Annotated in this window: 16 protein-coding genes; 10 read left to right on the forward strand and 6 right to left on the reverse strand. The window is 73.8% G+C overall.

Annotated elements, in window-relative coordinates; translation table 11 throughout:
- Positions 1–28: 28 nt before the first annotated feature.
- Positions 29–2,410, reverse strand: a complete 2,382-nt coding sequence (locus tag ABD361_RS16340) for an FHA domain-containing protein (RefSeq protein ID WP_344436029.1) — start codon at positions 2,408–2,410, stop codon at positions 29–31.
- An 87-nt stretch (positions 2,411–2,497) separates the two neighbouring features.
- On the opposite strand from ABD361_RS16340, the gene ABD361_RS16345 reads away from it, so the two are divergent.
- A complete protein-coding gene (locus ABD361_RS16345) occupies positions 2,498–2,926 on the forward strand; it encodes a gamma-glutamylcyclotransferase family protein (protein ID WP_344436030.1) in 429 nt (142 codons plus the stop codon).
- Positions 2,927–3,273: 347 nt separating this feature from the next.
- Positions 3,274–5,100 (forward strand): M4 family metallopeptidase, encoded by a 1,827-nt coding sequence (locus tag ABD361_RS16350; RefSeq protein ID WP_344436031.1) that lies wholly within the window; start codon positions 3,274–3,276, stop codon positions 5,098–5,100.
- A 79-nt stretch (positions 5,101–5,179) separates the two neighbouring features.
- Here ABD361_RS16350 and ABD361_RS16355 read toward each other — a convergent pair whose 3' ends face one another.
- Together ABD361_RS16355 and ABD361_RS16360 are read right to left on the reverse strand one after the other, a co-directional pair.
- On the reverse strand, positions 5,180–6,607 hold the full coding sequence (locus ABD361_RS16355) for a flavin monoamine oxidase family protein (RefSeq protein WP_344436032.1): 1,428 nt from the start codon (positions 6,605–6,607) through the stop codon (positions 5,180–5,182).
- An 88-nt stretch (positions 6,608–6,695) separates the two neighbouring features.
- On the reverse strand, positions 6,696–7,976 hold the full coding sequence (locus tag ABD361_RS16360; protein ID WP_344436033.1) for a streptophobe family protein: 1,281 nt from the start codon (positions 7,974–7,976) through the stop codon (positions 6,696–6,698).
- Between the two features lie 166 nt (positions 7,977–8,142).
- On the opposite strand from ABD361_RS16360, the gene ABD361_RS16365 reads away from it, so the two are divergent.
- Both ABD361_RS16365 and ABD361_RS16370 read left to right on the forward strand, forming a co-directional pair.
- The gene (locus ABD361_RS16365) at positions 8,143–9,339 is read left to right on the forward strand and encodes a DUF6777 domain-containing protein (RefSeq protein ID WP_344436035.1); all 1,197 of its coding nucleotides are present in this window, start codon (positions 8,143–8,145) and stop codon (positions 9,337–9,339) included.
- 12 nt (positions 9,340–9,351) lie between these two features.
- Positions 9,352–10,074 carry a DUF998 domain-containing protein gene (locus ABD361_RS16370; protein WP_344436036.1) on the forward strand — a complete coding sequence of 241 codons (723 nt, stop codon included), beginning with the start codon at positions 9,352–9,354 and terminating at the stop codon, positions 10,072–10,074.
- 45 nt (positions 10,075–10,119) lie between these two features.
- Here the strand turns inward: ABD361_RS16370 and ABD361_RS16375 are convergent, their stop codons facing one another.
- Both ABD361_RS16375 and ABD361_RS16380 read right to left on the reverse strand, forming a co-directional pair.
- Positions 10,120–10,719 (reverse strand): RICIN domain-containing protein, encoded by a 600-nt coding sequence (locus tag ABD361_RS16375; protein ID WP_344436037.1) that lies wholly within the window; start codon positions 10,717–10,719, stop codon positions 10,120–10,122.
- A 117-nt stretch (positions 10,720–10,836) separates the two neighbouring features.
- Positions 10,837–12,393: a hypothetical protein gene (locus tag ABD361_RS16380; RefSeq protein ID WP_344436038.1), complete on the reverse strand. Its 1,557-nt coding sequence runs from the start codon at positions 12,391–12,393 to the stop codon at positions 10,837–10,839.
- A 143-nt stretch (positions 12,394–12,536) separates the two neighbouring features.
- On the opposite strand from ABD361_RS16380, the gene ABD361_RS16385 reads away from it, so the two are divergent.
- From ABD361_RS16385 to ABD361_RS16405, 5 genes are read left to right on the forward strand one after another with little or no spacing between them, the layout of a single operon-like run.
- On the forward strand, positions 12,537–13,580 hold the full coding sequence (locus ABD361_RS16385; protein ID WP_344436039.1) for an SDR family oxidoreductase: 1,044 nt from the start codon (positions 12,537–12,539) through the stop codon (positions 13,578–13,580).
- 7 nt (positions 13,581–13,587) lie between these two features.
- Positions 13,588–14,184: a TIGR03086 family metal-binding protein gene (locus tag ABD361_RS16390; protein WP_344436040.1), complete on the forward strand. Its 597-nt coding sequence runs from the start codon at positions 13,588–13,590 to the stop codon at positions 14,182–14,184.
- A gap of 41 nt (positions 14,185–14,225) precedes the next feature.
- Positions 14,226–14,651 (forward strand): peptidoglycan-binding protein, encoded by a 426-nt coding sequence (locus ABD361_RS16395; RefSeq protein ID WP_344436042.1) that lies wholly within the window; start codon positions 14,226–14,228, stop codon positions 14,649–14,651.
- 10 nt (positions 14,652–14,661) lie between these two features.
- Complete coding sequence (locus ABD361_RS16400; protein ID WP_344436043.1) at positions 14,662–14,928, forward strand: peptidoglycan-binding domain-containing protein; 267 nt, start codon at positions 14,662–14,664, stop codon at positions 14,926–14,928.
- A 29-nt stretch (positions 14,929–14,957) separates the two neighbouring features.
- Positions 14,958–15,356: a nuclear transport factor 2 family protein gene (locus ABD361_RS16405; protein WP_344436044.1), complete on the forward strand. Its 399-nt coding sequence runs from the start codon at positions 14,958–14,960 to the stop codon at positions 15,354–15,356.
- 18 nt (positions 15,357–15,374) lie between these two features.
- Here ABD361_RS16405 and ABD361_RS16410 read toward each other — a convergent pair whose 3' ends face one another.
- Positions 15,375–16,382 (reverse strand): hypothetical protein, encoded by a 1,008-nt coding sequence (locus tag ABD361_RS16410; protein ID WP_344436045.1) that lies wholly within the window; start codon positions 16,380–16,382, stop codon positions 15,375–15,377.
- An 83-nt stretch (positions 16,383–16,465) separates the two neighbouring features.
- Between ABD361_RS16410 and ABD361_RS16415 the strand changes: the two genes are divergently transcribed.
- Positions 16,466–16,894, forward strand: coding sequence for a hypothetical protein (locus tag ABD361_RS16415; protein ID WP_344436046.1), 429 nt, complete (start codon positions 16,466–16,468; stop codon positions 16,892–16,894).
- Positions 16,895–16,915: the final 21 nt, after the last annotated feature.

A 16,915-nucleotide genomic window follows, 5' to 3' on the forward strand; every position in this document is an offset into this window, starting at 1 on the left:
CCTCCCTGCCCGGTCGCTCGCGGCCCGGTCACTTGCGCATGACCTCCGGCTCGTGGCGGCGCAGCAGGCGTCCGACCAGGAAGGCCATGAGGAGGGAGAGGACCACCAGCATCCCCATGTCGAGCGCCCAGGTGCCCGCGTCGTGGCTGAAGAGGGGGTCGGCGTTCTCGCCGCCGGGCGGCGGCAGCTGCCCGGTGGCGGGCGGGATGTGGGTGAAGTCGACGGTCGCGCTCATGGCCGCCAGGGCCCATCGCGAGGGCACGAACCAGGCCAGCTGCTCGAACACCAGGCGGCCGTTGACGTCGATCATGCCGCCGCAGAAGACGACCTGCACCAAGGTGATGAGCACCAGCAGCGGCATGGTGACCTCCTCGCGGCGCACGAGCGCCGAGACCACCAGGCCCAGCAGCATGGAGGTGAACGACAGCAGCGCCACGGCGAGCGTCATCTCCACCAGGGGCGGGGCGAAGACGCCCTTGCCGCCGGGTGCGCGGGTGTCCACCCCGCCCAGGCCCACCACCGACAGCACGACCGCCTGCGCGACGGTGATCAGGCCCAGGACCACGATCTTGGACATCACGTACGCGGATCTGGACAGGCCGACGGCGCGCTCGCGCTGGTAGATCACCCGTTCCTTGACCAGCTCGCGCACCGAGTTGGCCGCGCCGGTCAGCACGCCGCCCACGCACAGGATGAGCAGCACCGTGTTGGCCTTGTCGGCGGAGGCGAAGCGCACGCCCGCGGACAGCCGGGCCATGGCGCCGGTCAGGATCGGCAGGGCGATCATGATGGCGAGGAAGGTGCGGTCGGAGCTCAGCGCCCGGACGTAGCGGCGCATCAGCGTCCACAGCTGGGCGCCCCAGCTCTGGGCCTTGACCGGCTGCAGGGGCTCGGCGGCGGGCGCGCCGCCGACGAGCGGCCGGGGCCGTTCGGTGGCGCTCGCGATGTACTGGCGGTGCAGCGGCGAGGCGCGGAACTCCCCGGCCCAGTCGCGCTCGCGCTGGTTCTCGAACGCCTCGAAGGCCTGCGGCCACTGCGCGAAGCCGAAGAAGCCGAGGGTGTCGCCGGGCGGCCCGTAGAAGGCCGTGCGCCCGCCGGGGGCGAGCACCAGCAGCCGGTCGCAGACGTCCAGGCTCAGCACGCTGTGGGTGACGACGATGACGGTGCGCCCGTCGTCGGCGAGCTCGCGCAGCATGGTCATCACCGAGCGGTCCATGCCCGGGTCGAGGCCGGAGGTGGGCTCGTCGAGGAAGAGCAGCGAGGGCTTGGTCAGCAGCTCCAGGGCGACGCTGACGCGTTTGCGCTGGCCGCCGGAGAGGCTGTGGATGGCCTGGCCGGCGCGCTGTTCGAGGCCGAGTTCGGCGATGACCTCCTCGACGCGCGCCTCGCGCTCGCCGCGGGCGGTGTCGCCGGGGAAGCGCAGTTCGGCGGCGTAGCGCAGGGCGCGGCGCACGGTCAGCTGGGCGTGCAGGATGTCGTCCTGCGGCACCAGGCCGATGCGCGAGCGCAGCTCGGCGTAGTCGCGGTACAGGTCGCGGCCGTCGTACAGGACGGTGCCGCGGTCGGCCGGGCGCAGCCCGGTGAGCGCGTTGAGCAGGGTGGACTTGCCGGCGCCGCTGGGGCCGACCACGGCCAGCAGGGACTTGGCGCCCACGGGGAAGGAGACGTCGTCCAGCAGGGTCTTGCGGCCCTCGTCGACGCTGACGGACAGCTGCTGGACGTCCAAGGAGACCTCGCCGGTGTCGACGAACTCCTGCAGCTCGTCGCCGACCAGGCAGAACGCCGAGTGGCCGATGCCGATGATGTCGCCGGGCAGGACGGGGGCGTGCTGGACGCGCGTGCCGTTGAGGTAGGTGCCGTTGTGGCTGCCGACGTCCACGATCTCGTGCTCGCCGCCGGGCAGGGCGCGCAGCTGCGCGTGGTAGCGGGAGACGGTCAGGTCGTCGACGACGAAGTCGTTGTCGGCGGCCCGCCCGATGCGCACGGTGCGCGTGGGCAGGGGGCGTACGGAGGTGGGGCGGCGGAAGGTGCCGGTGCTCTGCGGCTGCGAGACGGCCGAGGGCCGGTCGCTGGCGCGCGGGCGCACGGCGGTGACGACGGCGGCGGGGCCGTCCGCGGGGTTGCCGAAGCGCACGACGCTGCCGGGGGCGACGTCGAAGGTGGAGACGCGGCGGCCCTCGGTGTAGGTGCCGTTGGTGCTGCCGCAGTCCTCCAGCGTCCAGTGGTCGCCCACCGGGCGCAGGACGGCGTGGTGCCAGGAGACGCGGGCGTCCCGCAGCACGACGTCGCTGGACGGGTCGCGCCCCACGTGGTAGCTCCGGCTCGGGCTCATCACCTGGGAGCCGCCATCGGCCTCGAGGATGAGCTCCGGGGCGGAGGAGGCCGAGGGCACGACCGGCCGCTCTGCCATACCTATAGGTTACGGCCGACGGCCGCGGACCGCCTTCCGGCGGCGCGGGCGGGGCCGGACGCTCGAGGACGTGAGGGGGAGGCGCCGGTGACGGCACAGGATGCGGCCGGCCGGCTGCCGGTGTTCGTGTACGGGACGCTGCGGCCCGGCCGGTGCAACCACGCCCTGCTGCTGCGCGGCCGTACGGTCGCGGAGGTGCCCGCGCGCCTGCCGGGCGCGGTGCTGTACGAGGGGCCGGGCTATCCGTACGCGGTCGCCGAGGAGGGCGCCGCCGGGGTGCGCGGCGAGCTGATCACGCTCGCGCCGGAGGCGTACGCGCGGGTGCTGGCCGCACTCGACGCGCTGGAGGAGTACCGGCCGGGCGATCCGCAGAGCCTGTACGTGCGCGTGGTGCGGGAGGTGCGCGTGGCCGGCGGCGGGCCGGTGGCCTGCTGGGTGTACCTGGCGGCGGAGCCGGTGGCGCGGCGGTTGCGCGCGAGCGGCCGGCGGCTGCCGGGCGGCGAGTGGACCGGCTGAGAGCCGTTGCCCGAGTGCCGCCGTCGCCGGCGGCGTCCGGCGGCCCGCGTCCCACCCGGTCGTCTCACATAGTGGTCAGTCGCCCAACCCGGGCAACCTCGCGGGGGTTTGACCCGTCCTCACCCGCGGGATCACGGGACGTTTCCGTCCCGTAACGGGGGGTTGGGGCTGTGTAAAGACTGGATCAACTGTTCGGTCATTTGCGCCCCTCGCTCTTTTCATGGGCATGCCAATGCCTGCAAGGTCATCCACGGGACCCACAGGTTCCCGTGGTGCTGCAGTGCCGGCACCGCGCGTATACGGGCGGTCCGGCACACCCGGCCGCCCCCATCACAAAGGGCGCTGACTTGCGTACAACCCCCACGAACTCCATATCCACCGCCCGCAGACGGGCCGTCGCGATCGCCGTCGCCGTGGCGGCGGCCGCGACCACGGCCGGCACGGCGACCGCCCAGGCGACGCCGGCCACGGCGGGCTCCCCGGCGCGGGCCGCGGCGGGCGCGGCGGGCGCCGCCGCCCCGGCGACGTTCGACCCGCGGATCGTCAAGGCGGCCCGGGCGGCGGCCGCGGCCAAGGCCCTGGCCGCCGGCCTGGGCGCCGGCGAGGACCTGAAGGTCAAGGACGTCCTGACCGACCCCGAGGGCAAGAAGCACGTCCGCTTCGAGCGGACCTACCGCGGCGTCACCGTCGTCGGCGGCGACCTCGTCGTCCACCTCGACCCCGCGCAGCGCTACCTGGGCGTGACCCGGGCCAAGGCCCGCAAGGCCGCCGTCCCCACCGTCACCCCGAAGGTGACCGCCGAGCAGGCCGCCGCCAAGGCCGCCAAGAGCGCCGCCGGCACCGCCGCGCACACCGAACTCGTCGTGGACGCCCGCGGCGAGAAGGCCGTCCTGGCCTACCGGGTGACCGTTGCCACCCCCGCGGCCGCCGACGCCGGCGCCGCCCACTCCGTGCTCGTCGACGCCGCCGACGGCAAGGTCCTCAGCAAGACCCCGCTCAGCGACGGGTTCATCTCGCCGGCCCTGAAGGCCACGCTGCGCGCCCAGGGCACCCAGGCCGCGCCGAAGACCGCGGCCCCCGTCGCGCCCGGTGCCGCCCGGCCCGCCGCGGGCGCCTTCCCCGCGCCGGCCACCGGCAGCGGTGCCGCCATCTTCGCCGGCACCGTGCCGCTGCTGACCACCCAGACCGCGCAGACCTCCTTCACCCTGAAGGACCCCAGCCGCGGCAACGCCGAGACCCGCAACGCCGGCCGCCGCGAGCTGTCGTCGTTCACCACCGGCAAGGCGTTCACCGACGCCGACAACAAGTGGGGCAACGGCACCTCGTCCGACGCCGCCAGCGCCGCCGTCGACGCCCAGTACGGCATCACCAGCACCTTCGACTACTACAAGAAGACCTTCGGCCGCAACGGCATCAAGAACGACGGTGCCGGCCCGCACGCCCTGGTCCACTTCGGCAACAGCGTCGGCAACGCCTTCTGGTCCCCCGACTGCGCCTGCATGCTCTACGGCGACGGCGACGGCGTGACGTTCAAGCAGCCGCTGGTCGCCCTCGACGTCACCGGCCACGAGCTGACCCACGGCGTGGTCGAGGCCACCGCCGACTTCCAGCCCACCCGCGTCGACGACCAGGGCAACCAGTACGGCGAGGCCGGCTCGCTCAACGAGTCCATCGCGGACATCTTCGGCAGCAGCATGGAGTTCGCCACCAACAACCCGGCCAACCCGCCGAACTACCTCATGGGCGAGAAGCTGGGCCTGCAGCAGACCTTCCTGCGCCGCCTGGACAAGCCCTCCCTCGACAAGCTCGAGGGCACGGTCGACTACTGGGACGAGGGCTCCTACGACCGCGAGGTCCACGCCGGCTCCGGCGTCTCCTCGCACGCCTTCTACCTCCTGGCCGAGGGCAGCGGCCGCAAGACGATCGGCGGCTTCAGCTACGACTCGCCGACCTACGACGGCTCGTCGGTCACCGGCATCGGCCGCGCCAAGGCCGAGCAGATCTTCTACCGCGCCCTGAGCCGCTACATGGTCTCCACGACCGACTTCCACGGCGCGCGCGAGGCCACCCTGCAGGCCGCCGCCGACATCTACGGCCAGGACAGCACCGAGTACACGACGGTCGACCAGGCCTGGGCCGCGGTCAACGTCACCGCCGCGAACGCCCCTTCGTAAGAAGCGGCCGCGACGACGAGGTCCCGCCCGGTGCCATGACCGGGCGGGACCGACAGGGGCGGGGCGGGGCCCTGCGGCGCTACGCCAGCAGCTGCAGGGCCTGCTGCGCCGCCCGCTTGCCCGACTCGACCGCGCCCTCGATGTAGGCGCCGTGCCAGCCCTGGGCGATGTCCGCACCGGCGAACAGGATCCGCCCGTGCGGCTGCTCGATCTGCGGGAAGAGCCCGAGCAGCTGACCGGGGCGGCGCAGGCCCCACGAGCCGGCGGAGAAGGGGTCCTTGCCCCACTCCATGGCCCGGGAGGCGAGCACCTGGGCGCCGGGGATCCACTGCCGTACGGCCTGCTGGACCTGCACCGGGTCGGCCACGTTCAGCTGCGGGCCGGGGAAGGCCACCATGAGGCGGCCGTCCGCCAGCTGCTTCTGCGGCACCATCATCAGGATCGGCGACCCCTCGGTCGCCGTGCCGCCGATGGCCTCCACCTCGCCCTTGACGTGCAGCACCATCTTGGTGCCGCTGGGCAGGCCGATGCCCTGGGCCGTGGCCCGGGCGTGCGCGGGGGGCAGGCCGGGGGCGAAGGTGATGTTCCGCCAGACGTTCGCCGGCGTCGCCACGACGACCGTACGGGCCGCGTACCGCCGGCCGTCCCTGGTCTCCACGACCACCCGGCTGCCGCTCTGGGTGACCTTGGCGACCGGCGAGTTCAGCCGCACCCGGGCGCCGGAGTCCTGCAGCATGGCCTGCAGCAGCGCGGTCATGCCGCCGGCCGGCCGGCTGCCGATGGTGGTGGAGTAGCTGTCGTAGGTGCCGCCGGAGAGCTGGTACCACTGGGCCATGCCGGTCAGCGAGCCGTTCTGCAGGGAGCCGCCGCAGTAGGCCGCGGTGTCGCCGCTGATCAGGTCCCGCTCGGCGGGGGAGAGATTCATCTGCCGCAGCCGGTCCGCCACCGACAGCGGGTCCACCGCCGCCAGCAGGTCCTTGCGGTACAGGGGCTCGGCCGGGCGCTCGAAGTACTGCTCGGAGCCCTTGTAGAACTCCTTCCACAGCGGCTCCAGCAGCGCCGCGGCCTCGGCGGGCGCGACGTGCTCCAGCCGGCCGCCGCGGGCGACGGCGACGCGCTGGGGGTCGGGGTCGCGCACGATGCCGATCCGGTAGCGGGCCAGCTCGGCGTTGACCAGACGGTGGCTGGGGGAGACCCACTGGCCGCCCAGCTCGATCTGCTCCCCGGCCCACGTGCTCGTCCAGATCCGCCCGCCGATGCGGTCGCGGGCCTCCAGGACGACCGACGTCAGGCCCTTGGCACCCAGCTCCCGGGCGACCGTGCCGCCCGCGTAGCCGGCGCCGATGACGATGGCGTCGGTGAACTGCTCCTCGTCGGCGCGGGCCGTTCCCGTGCCCACGGCACCGAAGGAGACGGCCGCGGCCCCCGCGCCGATCGCCTTCAGCACGCGGCGGCGGCCGGGCCGCCCGGCGGGCCCGGCGTCGAGCGGGGAGTCGTCTGCGGGCACGGGGCCCGGGCCATCGGCATGCATGGAAGTCCTCGATCCGTCGGGTGTCCATCGGGTGACAGCGACGGCGAATGTACGCAGCGGCCCGTCATCCCCCGGTCACCCGGCGGTCATCGCCGTCAGGTCCGGCAACCTCCCCCCGGCGCAGGGCGCGACGGCCCACCAGGAGGCCGCCCAGGCACCCCGCGACGAACCCCCACAGCAACCCCAGCCCCACCAGCAGCGGCAGGCGCGCCCGCAGCGTGACCTCCCCGCCGAAGTCCCCCAGGTCGCCCACGCCGATCACCGACAGCCCGTAACGCGCCGAGACGTGCGTCAGCAGGCCCACGACCAGCAGCGTCAGGGCCAGCGCCACGGCGAGGCGCACGCCGTGCCGCCAGGCCGGCGCGCGCTCGTGGCTACGGGCGGCCGTGACCAGGCCCGCCGCGATCACGGCGACCGCGGCCACCACGACCAGCAGCCAGGCGCGGCCGTCGTGCCGGGCCAGGGAGGCGACGTCCACCGTCGCCGGTGCGCCGTCCCCGCCCTCGCGCAGCACGGCCGCCAGCGCCTGCGGCATCGGCAGGCCGATCGCGTCCGGCACATGGCCCTCCCACGCCCCGCCCAGCCCCACGCCCAGTGCCATCCACGCGAGGTTGGGCAGGCCCAGCAGCAGGACCGCGAACGTCTCGGCCGGGTGCCCGCGGGTGAAAGCGACGACGACCCCGATCAGCAGCCCCAGCAGGACGTACGCCAGCAGCACCGCCACCATCGCGAACGCCGCCGGGCGGAAGGACTCCTGCAGCCGCACCAGCCGCGTGGGCAGCGGCGTGCCGCGCGAGACCGCCACCGCGACGGCCAGCAGCACCAGCAGCCACAGCAGGCCGAACCCCAGCGTCGGGCCGACGGCCGCGCGGAAGCCGACCGTGGGCGTCACGCCCAGCAGGTCGCCCAGTTCGTCGAGGAACTCCTCGCCGATGCTGATGCGGAAGCTGTGCCGCGCGGCCAGCGCCACGCCCAGCAGGCCGAGCAGCCACAGCACCGCCGTGCGGGCGACCCGCGCGAGCAGCTCGCCGCCCCCGGCCACCGCCCGGTGCCGCAGCGGGCGCAGGAAGAGCCGGGCGACGGTGAGGGCCCCGGCCAGGGTCACCGACAGCGGTACGGCGGCCAGTCCGGCACCCGTACGGCCCAGCGCGCCGGCCGCGCCCGACAGTTCCACGCTGCCGCCGACCGCGGCGACCACGGCGGCGGCCACCACGGACGGGAACGCGCCGCCGGGCAGCCCGGCGGCGCCCGCGGCCCACAGGCCGAGCGCGGCCACCACGACCATGACGGCCAGTCCGGCGACCACGGTCACCGTTGCGTCCCGCCAGGCCCGCAGCTCGTTCATGTCCGCCAACCTAAACCGGCCGCCGCCCGGCCACCCGTCCGCGCGGGCGGGCGGGGGACCGGTGGCCTGTGCACCGTACGTCCGCTTGCGGGGCGTACGGGTCAGGAGCACACAATGTGCGCAGGGGCGGTGCATTGCGTACAGACCACCGACAGGAGCAGGGACCGTGTCGTCCGAACCGCCGTCAGGAAACCGCCCCAGCGGCCCGCCGTCCGGCCCCCTGTCCGGGCGCGGCTCCCAGCCACCGGCCTCCTCCGGCTCGGGCGCCGGCGAACCGACCCGGGCCGGCGGCCCCGTGGAGCCCCCCGGTCCTTCCGGCCCCTCCGGTCCCTCGGGCCCGTCCGGTCCGTCGGAGCCGCCGCGGCCCCCGTCAGGGGAGGGCCCCGTCCCGGGCGGCGGCGCGCCCGGCCGCCCGCCCCGCTGGCGCTCCAAGGCCGTACTGATCACCGCCGGAGTGCTCGTCGCCGCCGCGCTCGCCGTCTTCTTCCTGCGCCAGTCCGGCTCCTCCGGCGGCGAGGTCCTGCTGCAGGCCGCGGGCTCCAACGGCCGCGACCCGTTCACCCAGTCGACGGCCAAGGACTACGGCAGCTCGGCCAGCGCCCACCCCGCGATCCCCGCGGGCGGGGGCAGCGGCCCCCACAACATCGCCGGCAACACCGCCGGCCTGTACGGCGGCTCCCGCAACCACGCCAACTGCGACGTCGAGCGCCAGATCGGCTACCTGACCCAGGACCAGAACAAGAGCCGGGCCTTCGCCGGCGTGGTCGGCATCGACCCGGGCGGCCTGACCGGCTACCTGCGCGGCCTGACCCCGCTCCAGCTGCGCTCGGACACCCGGGTGACCAACCACGGCTACAAGGACGGCTCCGTCACGAGCTTCCAGTCCGTGCTGCAGGCCGGCACCGCCGTGCTCGTCGACGACCGCGGCCTGCCCCGCGTCCGCTGCACCTGCGGCAACCCCCTCACCCCGCCCGTCGCGGTGCAGGGCACGCCCAAGGCCACCGGCGACACCTGGCCCGCCTACAAGTACGCCGACGTCGTCGTGGTCACCCCCGCCGACTCCGTCATGGACGCCATCACCGTCTACGACCCCGACACCGGCGAGTGGTTCGAACGCCCGGTCGGCACCGACGGCGACCAGGACCGCTCCGTGTCACCGCCCAAGGGCGGCATGAGCTCCAGCGCGCCGGGCAAGAGCAGCGCGCCGCCGCCCCCCGGCAGCAGCCGGGCACCGCAGCCCCCGCCGCCCCCCGCCTCGCCGCACACCCCGCCGGCCTCGCCCCGCACGACCCCGCCCACCACCCCGCCGTCGAACCCCTCACCGCCGCCGGCGTACGGGCCGCCCCCCGTCCGCGCGTACTGAAGGCTCCCGCCGATGCCCGACCCGCCCCCCGCCCTGCGCCCCTTTGCCGCCGGTACCGGCCGACCGGACGGAGGGCGCCCGGCGGCCCGGCCCCCGGCAGGCCCGGGCGTGGCGGCACCCGTGCTGCTGACCGCGGCGGCCGTGGTCTACAACGACTGGCTGCTGGCCTTCGTCCTGCCCACCGGCCTGGACCCGCGGCACTCCTACGTCAGCGAGCTCTACGCCGCCGACCAGCCCTTCCACCACTTCTTCAGCTCCATCGAGATCCTCGCCGCCGTCCTGGTCGCGGCCGGCGCCCTCCTGGCCCTGCGCGGTGCGCGCAACCGCTGGGCGCGGGCCGGCTGGTGGTCCCTGGTCGCCTTCGGTGCGGCCTCCGTCGCCGACGTCGTCATCCCGATGCGCTGCGCCCCCTCCGTGGAGGCCGGCTGCGAGGCCGTCAACCCCTGGCACACCTCCACCAGCGCCCTGGTCCACGCCGCACTGTTCGCCTCCATGGCCCTGCTCGTCGTCGCGGCCGCCACCGCCGCGCCCGGCTGCGGCTGCCCGCTGGTGCGGCGCCTGGGGCCCTGGGTGCTCGGCAGCGCGCTCACCACGGCCCTGGCCACGGTCGGACCGCTGTTCGGGCGGCCCGGCTGGCACGGCGTGCCGCAACGGGCCCACCTGGCGCTCGTGGGCGTGTGGTTCCTGCTGCTGGCCCGCTCCCTGGACCGGGCGGCGGCCGCCGCCGGGCGGTAGGGGAGCGGGGCGCCCGTCGGCCGGGCGCCCCGCCGCACGCGTACGTCAGACGGAGTCGACGCGCCACCACTGCTGGGACTGGAAGTTCTTGCCCCACAGCTGGGCCTGGGCACCGTCACCGGGCACGTTGGTGTCCCGGTCCAGGACGGTGTTGCGGTTGTTGTAGAACAGGCCGTTGTAGACGGCGAGGTCGCCCGAGTAGGTGTACCAGCGCTGCTGGGCGGAGCCGTTGCACTGCCACAGCTGCACCCGGGTGCCGTTGCGGCCGCCGCCGTTGGTGTCGGCGTCCAGGCACATGCCCCGGAAGCGGACGCTCTCCAGCGAGCCGTCGCCCCAGGAGATCCACGCCTGCTGGGCCGACTTGTTGCACTGCCACACCTGCACCTTGGTGCCGTTGCCGCCGGCGTTGGCGTCCGCGTCCAGGCACTGCCCGGGCGTCGGCTGGTAGAGGCTGGCGATCCGGACGACGCCCGGCCAGGCCCGCGGCCCGAGGGCGCGGGCGCCGTCGGGGAGCCGGTGGGCGGCGGCCGGGGCGCCGCCGTCCGGGTGCGCGGCCCGGGGCGTGGCGGTGGCCGCGGCGATCTGCGTTCCGGTGAGCGCTGCGGTGGCCAGCGCGATGCCGAGCACGACTCGTCTTCGAGGCATGACGATCCCTTCCTGGGCCGTTGCCGTGCGTGCGTGATGATGTGGTCATGCCTACTTGGGCGGGTGTCCGCCGTCCATACGCGCAACCGGCCACGCGCCGCCGGCGCGGCGCAGGGCTTACGGCAGCAGGCCGTAGACGTGCAGCGCCCCGGAGAAGGTGGCCAGGTGGACGCGGCCGTCCGCCACCGTCGGCGGGGTGAACTTCGCGAACAGCCCGACGTCGTCACGGGCGGCGTTCATCCTGCTGTTCCACACCTCCTGCGTCAGGTCCGTCGCCCGGTGGGCCCGCAGGACGCCCTCGACGACCGCCTGATTGGCGTCCGCGCGGTACGGGTGCGAGGCCCACACCAGACCCGAGGCCGGATCCGTACCGTCGGCGGAGACCGACAGGAAGCCGCCCGGCATGCCCGGCGACCCGCCGGGCACCCCCACCGGATCCACCGTGGTGCTGGTCGACACCGGGGCCGGGTCCAGCAGGGCGCCGCGGAAGCGGTACGCGCGCAGGAACGCGTTCTCGGGCCAGACGTACACCCACGGGCCGCTGCCCGCGAAGTCCCCGTACACCGCCCCGCCGTGAATGTGGTGACGGGCCCCGTCCGGTGGCACGACGGAGAAGCTCTGCGGGATCTGGCTGTCGGAGCCGGCGTGGAAGTGCCCCAGGTCGTCCATGTCCAGCAGGTAGAACTTGCCCTCCTTGCCGCCGCCCAGCAGCCGCCTGGTGCCGGGGATCAGCAGCGGGCCCGACGAGCCCAGGTCGGTGTCGTCGGCGTCCAGAGCGGCGTTGTTGAAGGGCGAGAACCAGTCGGCCACCGTGAGGCCGGGACGGAGCTTGACGACGCAGTCGCCCAGGTCCGAGCCATCGGAGCGAAACCCTCCGTTCCCCGTCATGAGGTACAGGCAGCCCTCCTCGTCCACCCCTAGGCCCCGGCCCGCCTGCCAGATCCCGCCCAGGCCCGTGTGCGGCGTGCTGACGAACGCGCCCGCCGGCCGCAGCGTCGCCGCGTCGAAAGCGATCACCCACCCGTGGTACGGACGCCGGTCGCCGTACGCGGCGAACGCCGCGTACACCCGGCCGTTGGCCAGGGTCAGCGCCGCCCGCTGGATCTGCCGGCTGCTGGTGAAGGCGATCCGGCCGCCCGCACTGCCCTCGCCGTCCCCCGGCACCTCGGCGGCGATCCGCACCGGGCCGCCCAGCACCTCCCGGCCGGTGGCCACGTCGAGCGCGTGGAGGGCGTGGTGGTACTCCCCGCCCTCCTTCGTGAACGCGACCGCGTACAGCACCCCCCGCTCCCGGTCGATCACCGGTGTACTGACCACCCCCACCTCGACCTCGATGTCCCGGTAGCCCCGGGGGCCGATCTGCGGATCGGGCAGCGGGCAGGACGGCCCCAGCGAGGCCCGCCACAGCGGCGCGGACGCGGCGGGATCAGCGGCGTCGAAGGCGTACACGCTGTTGTGCATCGTCGCCACGAACACCACCGGGCGCCGCCCCACGCCCGGCACCTCCACCTCCGGCAGGTACAGCGGCTGTGCGTAGACGTGGCCGTCGACCGCACGGCTGAACAGCTTGCCGAACGTGGCCGGGCGCACCGTCTCCGGGCGCAGCAGCACCTCCTGGGCGTTCAGACCCGTGCGCCGATTGTCGTTGTGCTGCGTCGTGACCGCCACCGGCATGGTTCAAGGGTCCGCGGCGCACACCCGGGCCGACAATCACCGGAACGGATGAACGCACCGGGCCGCCGCTCCCGTTTACGCCCCCGGCACCCGGGTACCCGGCGCCGGTGACGAGGAGAGATGCGCATGAGGAGTGACCAGCCGTGAGGGCCCGCCGCCGCAGGAACCGGCCGTCCGTCGTCGTGGTGACCGGCGCCAGCGGTGGCGTGGGCCGGGCCACCGCCCGCGCCTTCGCCGCCCGCGGCGCCGACCTGGCACTGCTGGCCCGCGGTCACAAGGGCCTGGAGGCCGCCGCCGCCGAGGTGCGCCGTGCCGGGGGAGCGGCCCTGCCGCTGCCCGTCGACGTCGCCGACCACCAGGCCGTCACCGCCGCCGCCGACCGCATCGAGGAGGTCTTCGGAGCCGTCGACGTCTGGGTCAACAACGCCTTCACCGGGCTCTTCGCGCCCTTCGTCGAGATCGAGCCCGAGGAGTTCCGGCGCGTCACCGAGGTCACCTACCTGGGTTACGTCTACTGCACCCACGCCGCCCTGTCCCGCATGCTGCCGCGCGACCACGGCACGATCGTCCAGGTCGGCTCCGCCCTGGCCTACCGCGGCATCCCCCTGCAGTCCGCGTACTGCGGAGCCAAGCACGCCATCCAGGGCTGGAACGAGTCGCTGCGCTGCGAACTGCTGCACCAGGGCAGCAAGGTGCGCACCACCATGGTGCAGCTGCCCGCCCTGAACACCCCCCAGTTCGGCTGGGTGCTCAACCGGATGCCCCGCAGGCCACGGCCCGTTGCCCCCATCTACGAGCCCGAACTGGCCGCCCGCGCCATCGTCCACGCCGCCGAGCACCCGCGCCGGCGCGAGTACTGGGTCGGCGGCAGCACCGTCGCCACCCTCCTCGCCAACGCCGTCGCCCCCGGCCTGCTGGACCGCTACCTCGCCCGGACGGGCTACGACGCCCAGCTGACCGACGACCCCACCGCCCCCCTGGACCCCGTCAACCTCTGGCACCCCGTCGACGACGACACCGGACGCGACTACGGCGCCCACGGCCGCTTCGGCCCCGGCGCCCACGTCCACGGGCCCCAGCTGTGGCTCTCCGAACACCGCACCACCGTCGCCGCCGGCGCGGCGGTCGCCGCGGCAGCGGTCGCCGCGTTGCGCACCCGCATGGATCACGGACGTCAGGGCCGGTGACGACGCCATGACCGGTGACGGGGAGCTGACCGACTCCAGGCGCCGCACCCTGCTCGCCCGCCACGGCGAGGCCCTCGACCTGTTCGCGGACCGGGTGCACACCATCCGCCCCCGGCAATGGCACGACCCCACGCCCTGCACCGACTGGACCGTACGCGACCTGGTCAACCACCTGGTCGTCGAACAGCTGTGGGTGCCCCCGCTGCTCGACGGCGCCTCGATCGCCGACGTCGGCGGCCGCTTCGACGGCGACCAGCTCGGCGACCACCCCACGGCCGCCTGGGACCGGGCCGCCACCGCGGCCCGCGAGGCGTTCACCGCCCCCGGCGCCCTGCACCGCACGGTCGAGCTGTCGTACGGGCCCACCGCCGCCCACGCCTACTGCGCCCAGATGACCGCCGACCTCGTCGTCCACGCCTGGGACCTGTCACGGGCGATCGGCGCCGACGAACACCCCTCCAAGGCCCTGGCCGACTTCACCCGCCGCGAGTTCGGCCCCTACGCGGGCAGCGGCGTCTCCGGCATCTTCGCCGCCGCCGTCGACCCACCGCCGGGCGCCGACTCCTGGCAACGGCTGCTGGCCCAATTGGGGCGCCGGGTCTGATCGGGAATGCACCCATGAAACCGCACGACTAGCCTGAAAACATGGGAGTAGAGGACACCTTTTATGTCGTTGTGGCGGGTGACACGCTCTCCAAAATAGCTGTGCGGTTCCACACGACCGTCCAGCAGCTCCAGGCGTGGAACCACATCCCGGACCCGGACCACATCGAGGTCGGGCAGCGATTGCTCGTTGCCGAGGCCCCCTCCGGGTTCGTCCCGTTCCCGGGTGCCGACTGGTTCCGGCTCGAACCGAACAGTCCCCTCATCGGCATGATGGGGATACGGCTGGTCGAGGAAGGCTGCTCGGCCTACGGGCCGGACGGCCCCCAGACGCAGTGGAACCAGGAGCACCGCAACTCCTACGCGTTGTGGCAAGAGAAGCTCGGCTTCACGGGAGCGGATGCGGACGGCTGGCCCGGGCAGAAGACCTGGGACAAATTGCGGGTTCCCTATCCCGGTCCCTTCTAGGAGGTGAGCCATGGCCACGGAAGTCTGCACCCACACCAATCTCAGGCCCACGCTGAAGGTCGGGTCGGAAGGCCCGGCCGTCAAGCAGGCACAGTGCTACCTGAACAACAGCCTGACCAATACCGAGCTCACCGTGGACGGGAAGTTCGGCCCACTCACCGAGGCTGCCACCCGGCGCTTCCAGGAATGCGCCCGGATCACCGTCGACGGAGTCATCGGCGCCCAGACCTGGTCCCACCTGGCCTTCTTCGCCAACAGCCCGGAGTTCGCCTGCTGAGACCCCCAGGTCACGGGTACGCTCACCCCATGTCCAAGATCGAAATAGATGGGGTGACCGCCGAGTTCTTCGGCGCCTTCGACAACAGGGACGGCCGGACCGCCGACGTGGCACGCATCCGCCGGCTGTTCCTCCCCGGCGCGATCATCGTCATGACCGGGCCGCAGTTCACGGCGTACACCGTGGAGGAGTTCATCGAGCCCCGCGAGCGGCTGCTGAGCGACGGGCGACTCGTCGAGTTCTCGGAGTGGGAGACCTCGGAACGCACCGAGATCGCGGGCGACATCGCCTCGCGCCTCAGCGAGTACCGCAAGTCCGGGATCCGCGACGGTGAGCCCTTCGAGGGCGGCGGAACGAAGACCACCCAGTTCGTCCGCACCCCCGAGGGCTGGCGGATCGCCGCACTCTCCTGGTACGACCACGGCTGACGGCGCGCGCCGCGTCCGTCACTGCATGTGCGTCACGGCACCATGCTCGGCTGATGCGGTGCAGCGGTAGACCTGCAGGGTGTAGCCGCGCCCGATGCTGATCTGCGTCGGCCCGTTGAGGGAGGGATACGGCGGGAGCCCGGGAACGTCGGTGTCCTCCACCGGACGCCAGCTGCCCGAGCCGCCGTCCCACTCGGCGCCGTCGAGGGTCAGCAGCGGTTCGACGGGCGCGCCGCACGGGCAGGACAGCGGGAAGGGCCAGGGATCGGTGAACGTCCACCAGGCCGCCCAGCCGCCCGCCTTCCACCCGGGCGCCACGGACAGGTCGTACTGGTAACGAGCGTCCTCCCCCTGGTCCTCCCAGGCATGGATCCGCTCGCGCAGCTCCTCCGGCAGATCGTCGCCCGCCGGGTACTCGACGACCTGCTCCGGATGCAGGACGCACGGCGCGGGCACGTAGTACTGCGAGCCCACGACCTCGGGCCGCGGCGGGTCCATGAGCACCGCCTGCACATCCGCGGCCCGCCGCCAGCGCAGCCGGACGGCCGGTACGTAGGCGTCGCCGTGGTCGAAGGGACACCACAGGACCTGCAACAGGTCCGTCCCCTCGGGGCAGAAGAGGTCGGGCACGTCCCGGGCGTACAGCTGGGCGACGGGTATCAGCGGCACGGGCCCGGCGGCAAGCGCACCCGCCGGCCGTCCCGCACTGATGCGCTGCACGGTCTCGCGCTCCTCGGGCGTCAGGAAGTCCTCTCCGGGTGCGCACGACCGCGCCCAGCCGGCGGTCAGGATCCGACGCAGCGTCCGCACGTCCTCCAGCCCCACCGGCCGGTGCGCCTCATGCTCCTCCTCGCACACGGGCCACGCCTCATCCACCGGCCACAACAGCGGCCCACCCACGGAACTCTCCCCGACAGCGGGAGCCCCGGGCCGCGGGTGCAGCCGGGTGGTGGTACGGGCCAGAGCAGCCAGCTCCGGAAAAACGGCGGCGATGTCGAGCGGCCGCGGCGGTGTCGTACGGGTCATGAGGAGCATGCAAACACACGCACGCACGGTGTCTGATAGACACATCCCCCGCAGGAACCACGCATCGGGGAAGGGACACGCTGTTGAGTCACCCGGCACAGCGCGAAGTGGCGGCCGTCGCCGCCTCGGTGGCGGAGCAGCTGAGCGGCACCGACCACGCGGTCGACGTCATGCTGACAGCGGTCGTACCCCTCGAAGAGGGCTTCCCGCCCCGCTCACCACTCCTCCAGCTCGCCCGCACCGCAGCCCACCCCGACACCGTCACGACGGTACGCCCCCTCAAACCCCCGCACCGCTGGCCCACCCACCTCCACCGAACCCTCGAATCCGCAGCCGCCAACCCTCCGGCACTGTCCGTCGCCGCCACCGTGGAAGGCCACCTGGGCCCCGTGCGCATGGCCGCCGAAGCCGTCATCAGGCAGTCCGAGGGCTGCTCGTCGACCTGGCGAAAGGACTTCGTCCTCGTCACCGCGACGCACATCGCCCTGCTCACGGTGACGATCGACGACTGAGCCGGAGACCGAGGACGAGGG

The sequence above is a fragment of the Streptomyces luteosporeus genome (assembly GCF_039532865.1).
In the GTDB taxonomy this organism is placed as follows: Bacteria; Actinomycetota; Actinomycetes; order Streptomycetales; family Streptomycetaceae; genus Streptomyces; species Streptomyces luteosporeus.

Coding starts and splice junctions, on each gene's coding strand:
- ABD361_RS16405 (WP_344436044.1), top strand. CDS start 14,958: ATGTCCAAGATCGAAATAGATGGGGTGACCGCCGAGTTCTTCGGCGCC.
- ABD361_RS16360 (WP_344436033.1), bottom strand. CDS start 7,976: ATGAACGAGCTGCGGGCCTGGCGGGACGCAACGGTGACCGTGGTCGCC.
- ABD361_RS16410 (WP_344436045.1), bottom strand. CDS start 16,382: ATGACCCGTACGACACCGCCGCGGCCGCTCGACATCGCCGCCGTTTTT.
- ABD361_RS16375 (WP_344436037.1), bottom strand. CDS start 10,719: ATGCCTCGAAGACGAGTCGTGCTCGGCATCGCGCTGGCCACCGCAGCG.
- ABD361_RS16380 (WP_344436038.1), bottom strand. CDS start 12,393: ATGCCGGTGGCGGTCACGACGCAGCACAACGACAATCGGCGCACGGGT.
- ABD361_RS16340 (WP_344436029.1), bottom strand. CDS start 2,410: ATGGCAGAGCGGCCGGTCGTGCCCTCGGCCTCCTCCGCCCCGGAGCTC.
- ABD361_RS16370 (WP_344436036.1), top strand. CDS start 9,352: ATGCCCGACCCGCCCCCCGCCCTGCGCCCCTTTGCCGCCGGTACCGGC.
- ABD361_RS16390 (WP_344436040.1), top strand. CDS start 13,588: ATGACCGGTGACGGGGAGCTGACCGACTCCAGGCGCCGCACCCTGCTC.
- ABD361_RS16400 (WP_344436043.1), top strand. CDS start 14,662: ATGGCCACGGAAGTCTGCACCCACACCAATCTCAGGCCCACGCTGAAG.
- ABD361_RS16395 (WP_344436042.1), top strand. CDS start 14,226: ATGGGAGTAGAGGACACCTTTTATGTCGTTGTGGCGGGTGACACGCTC.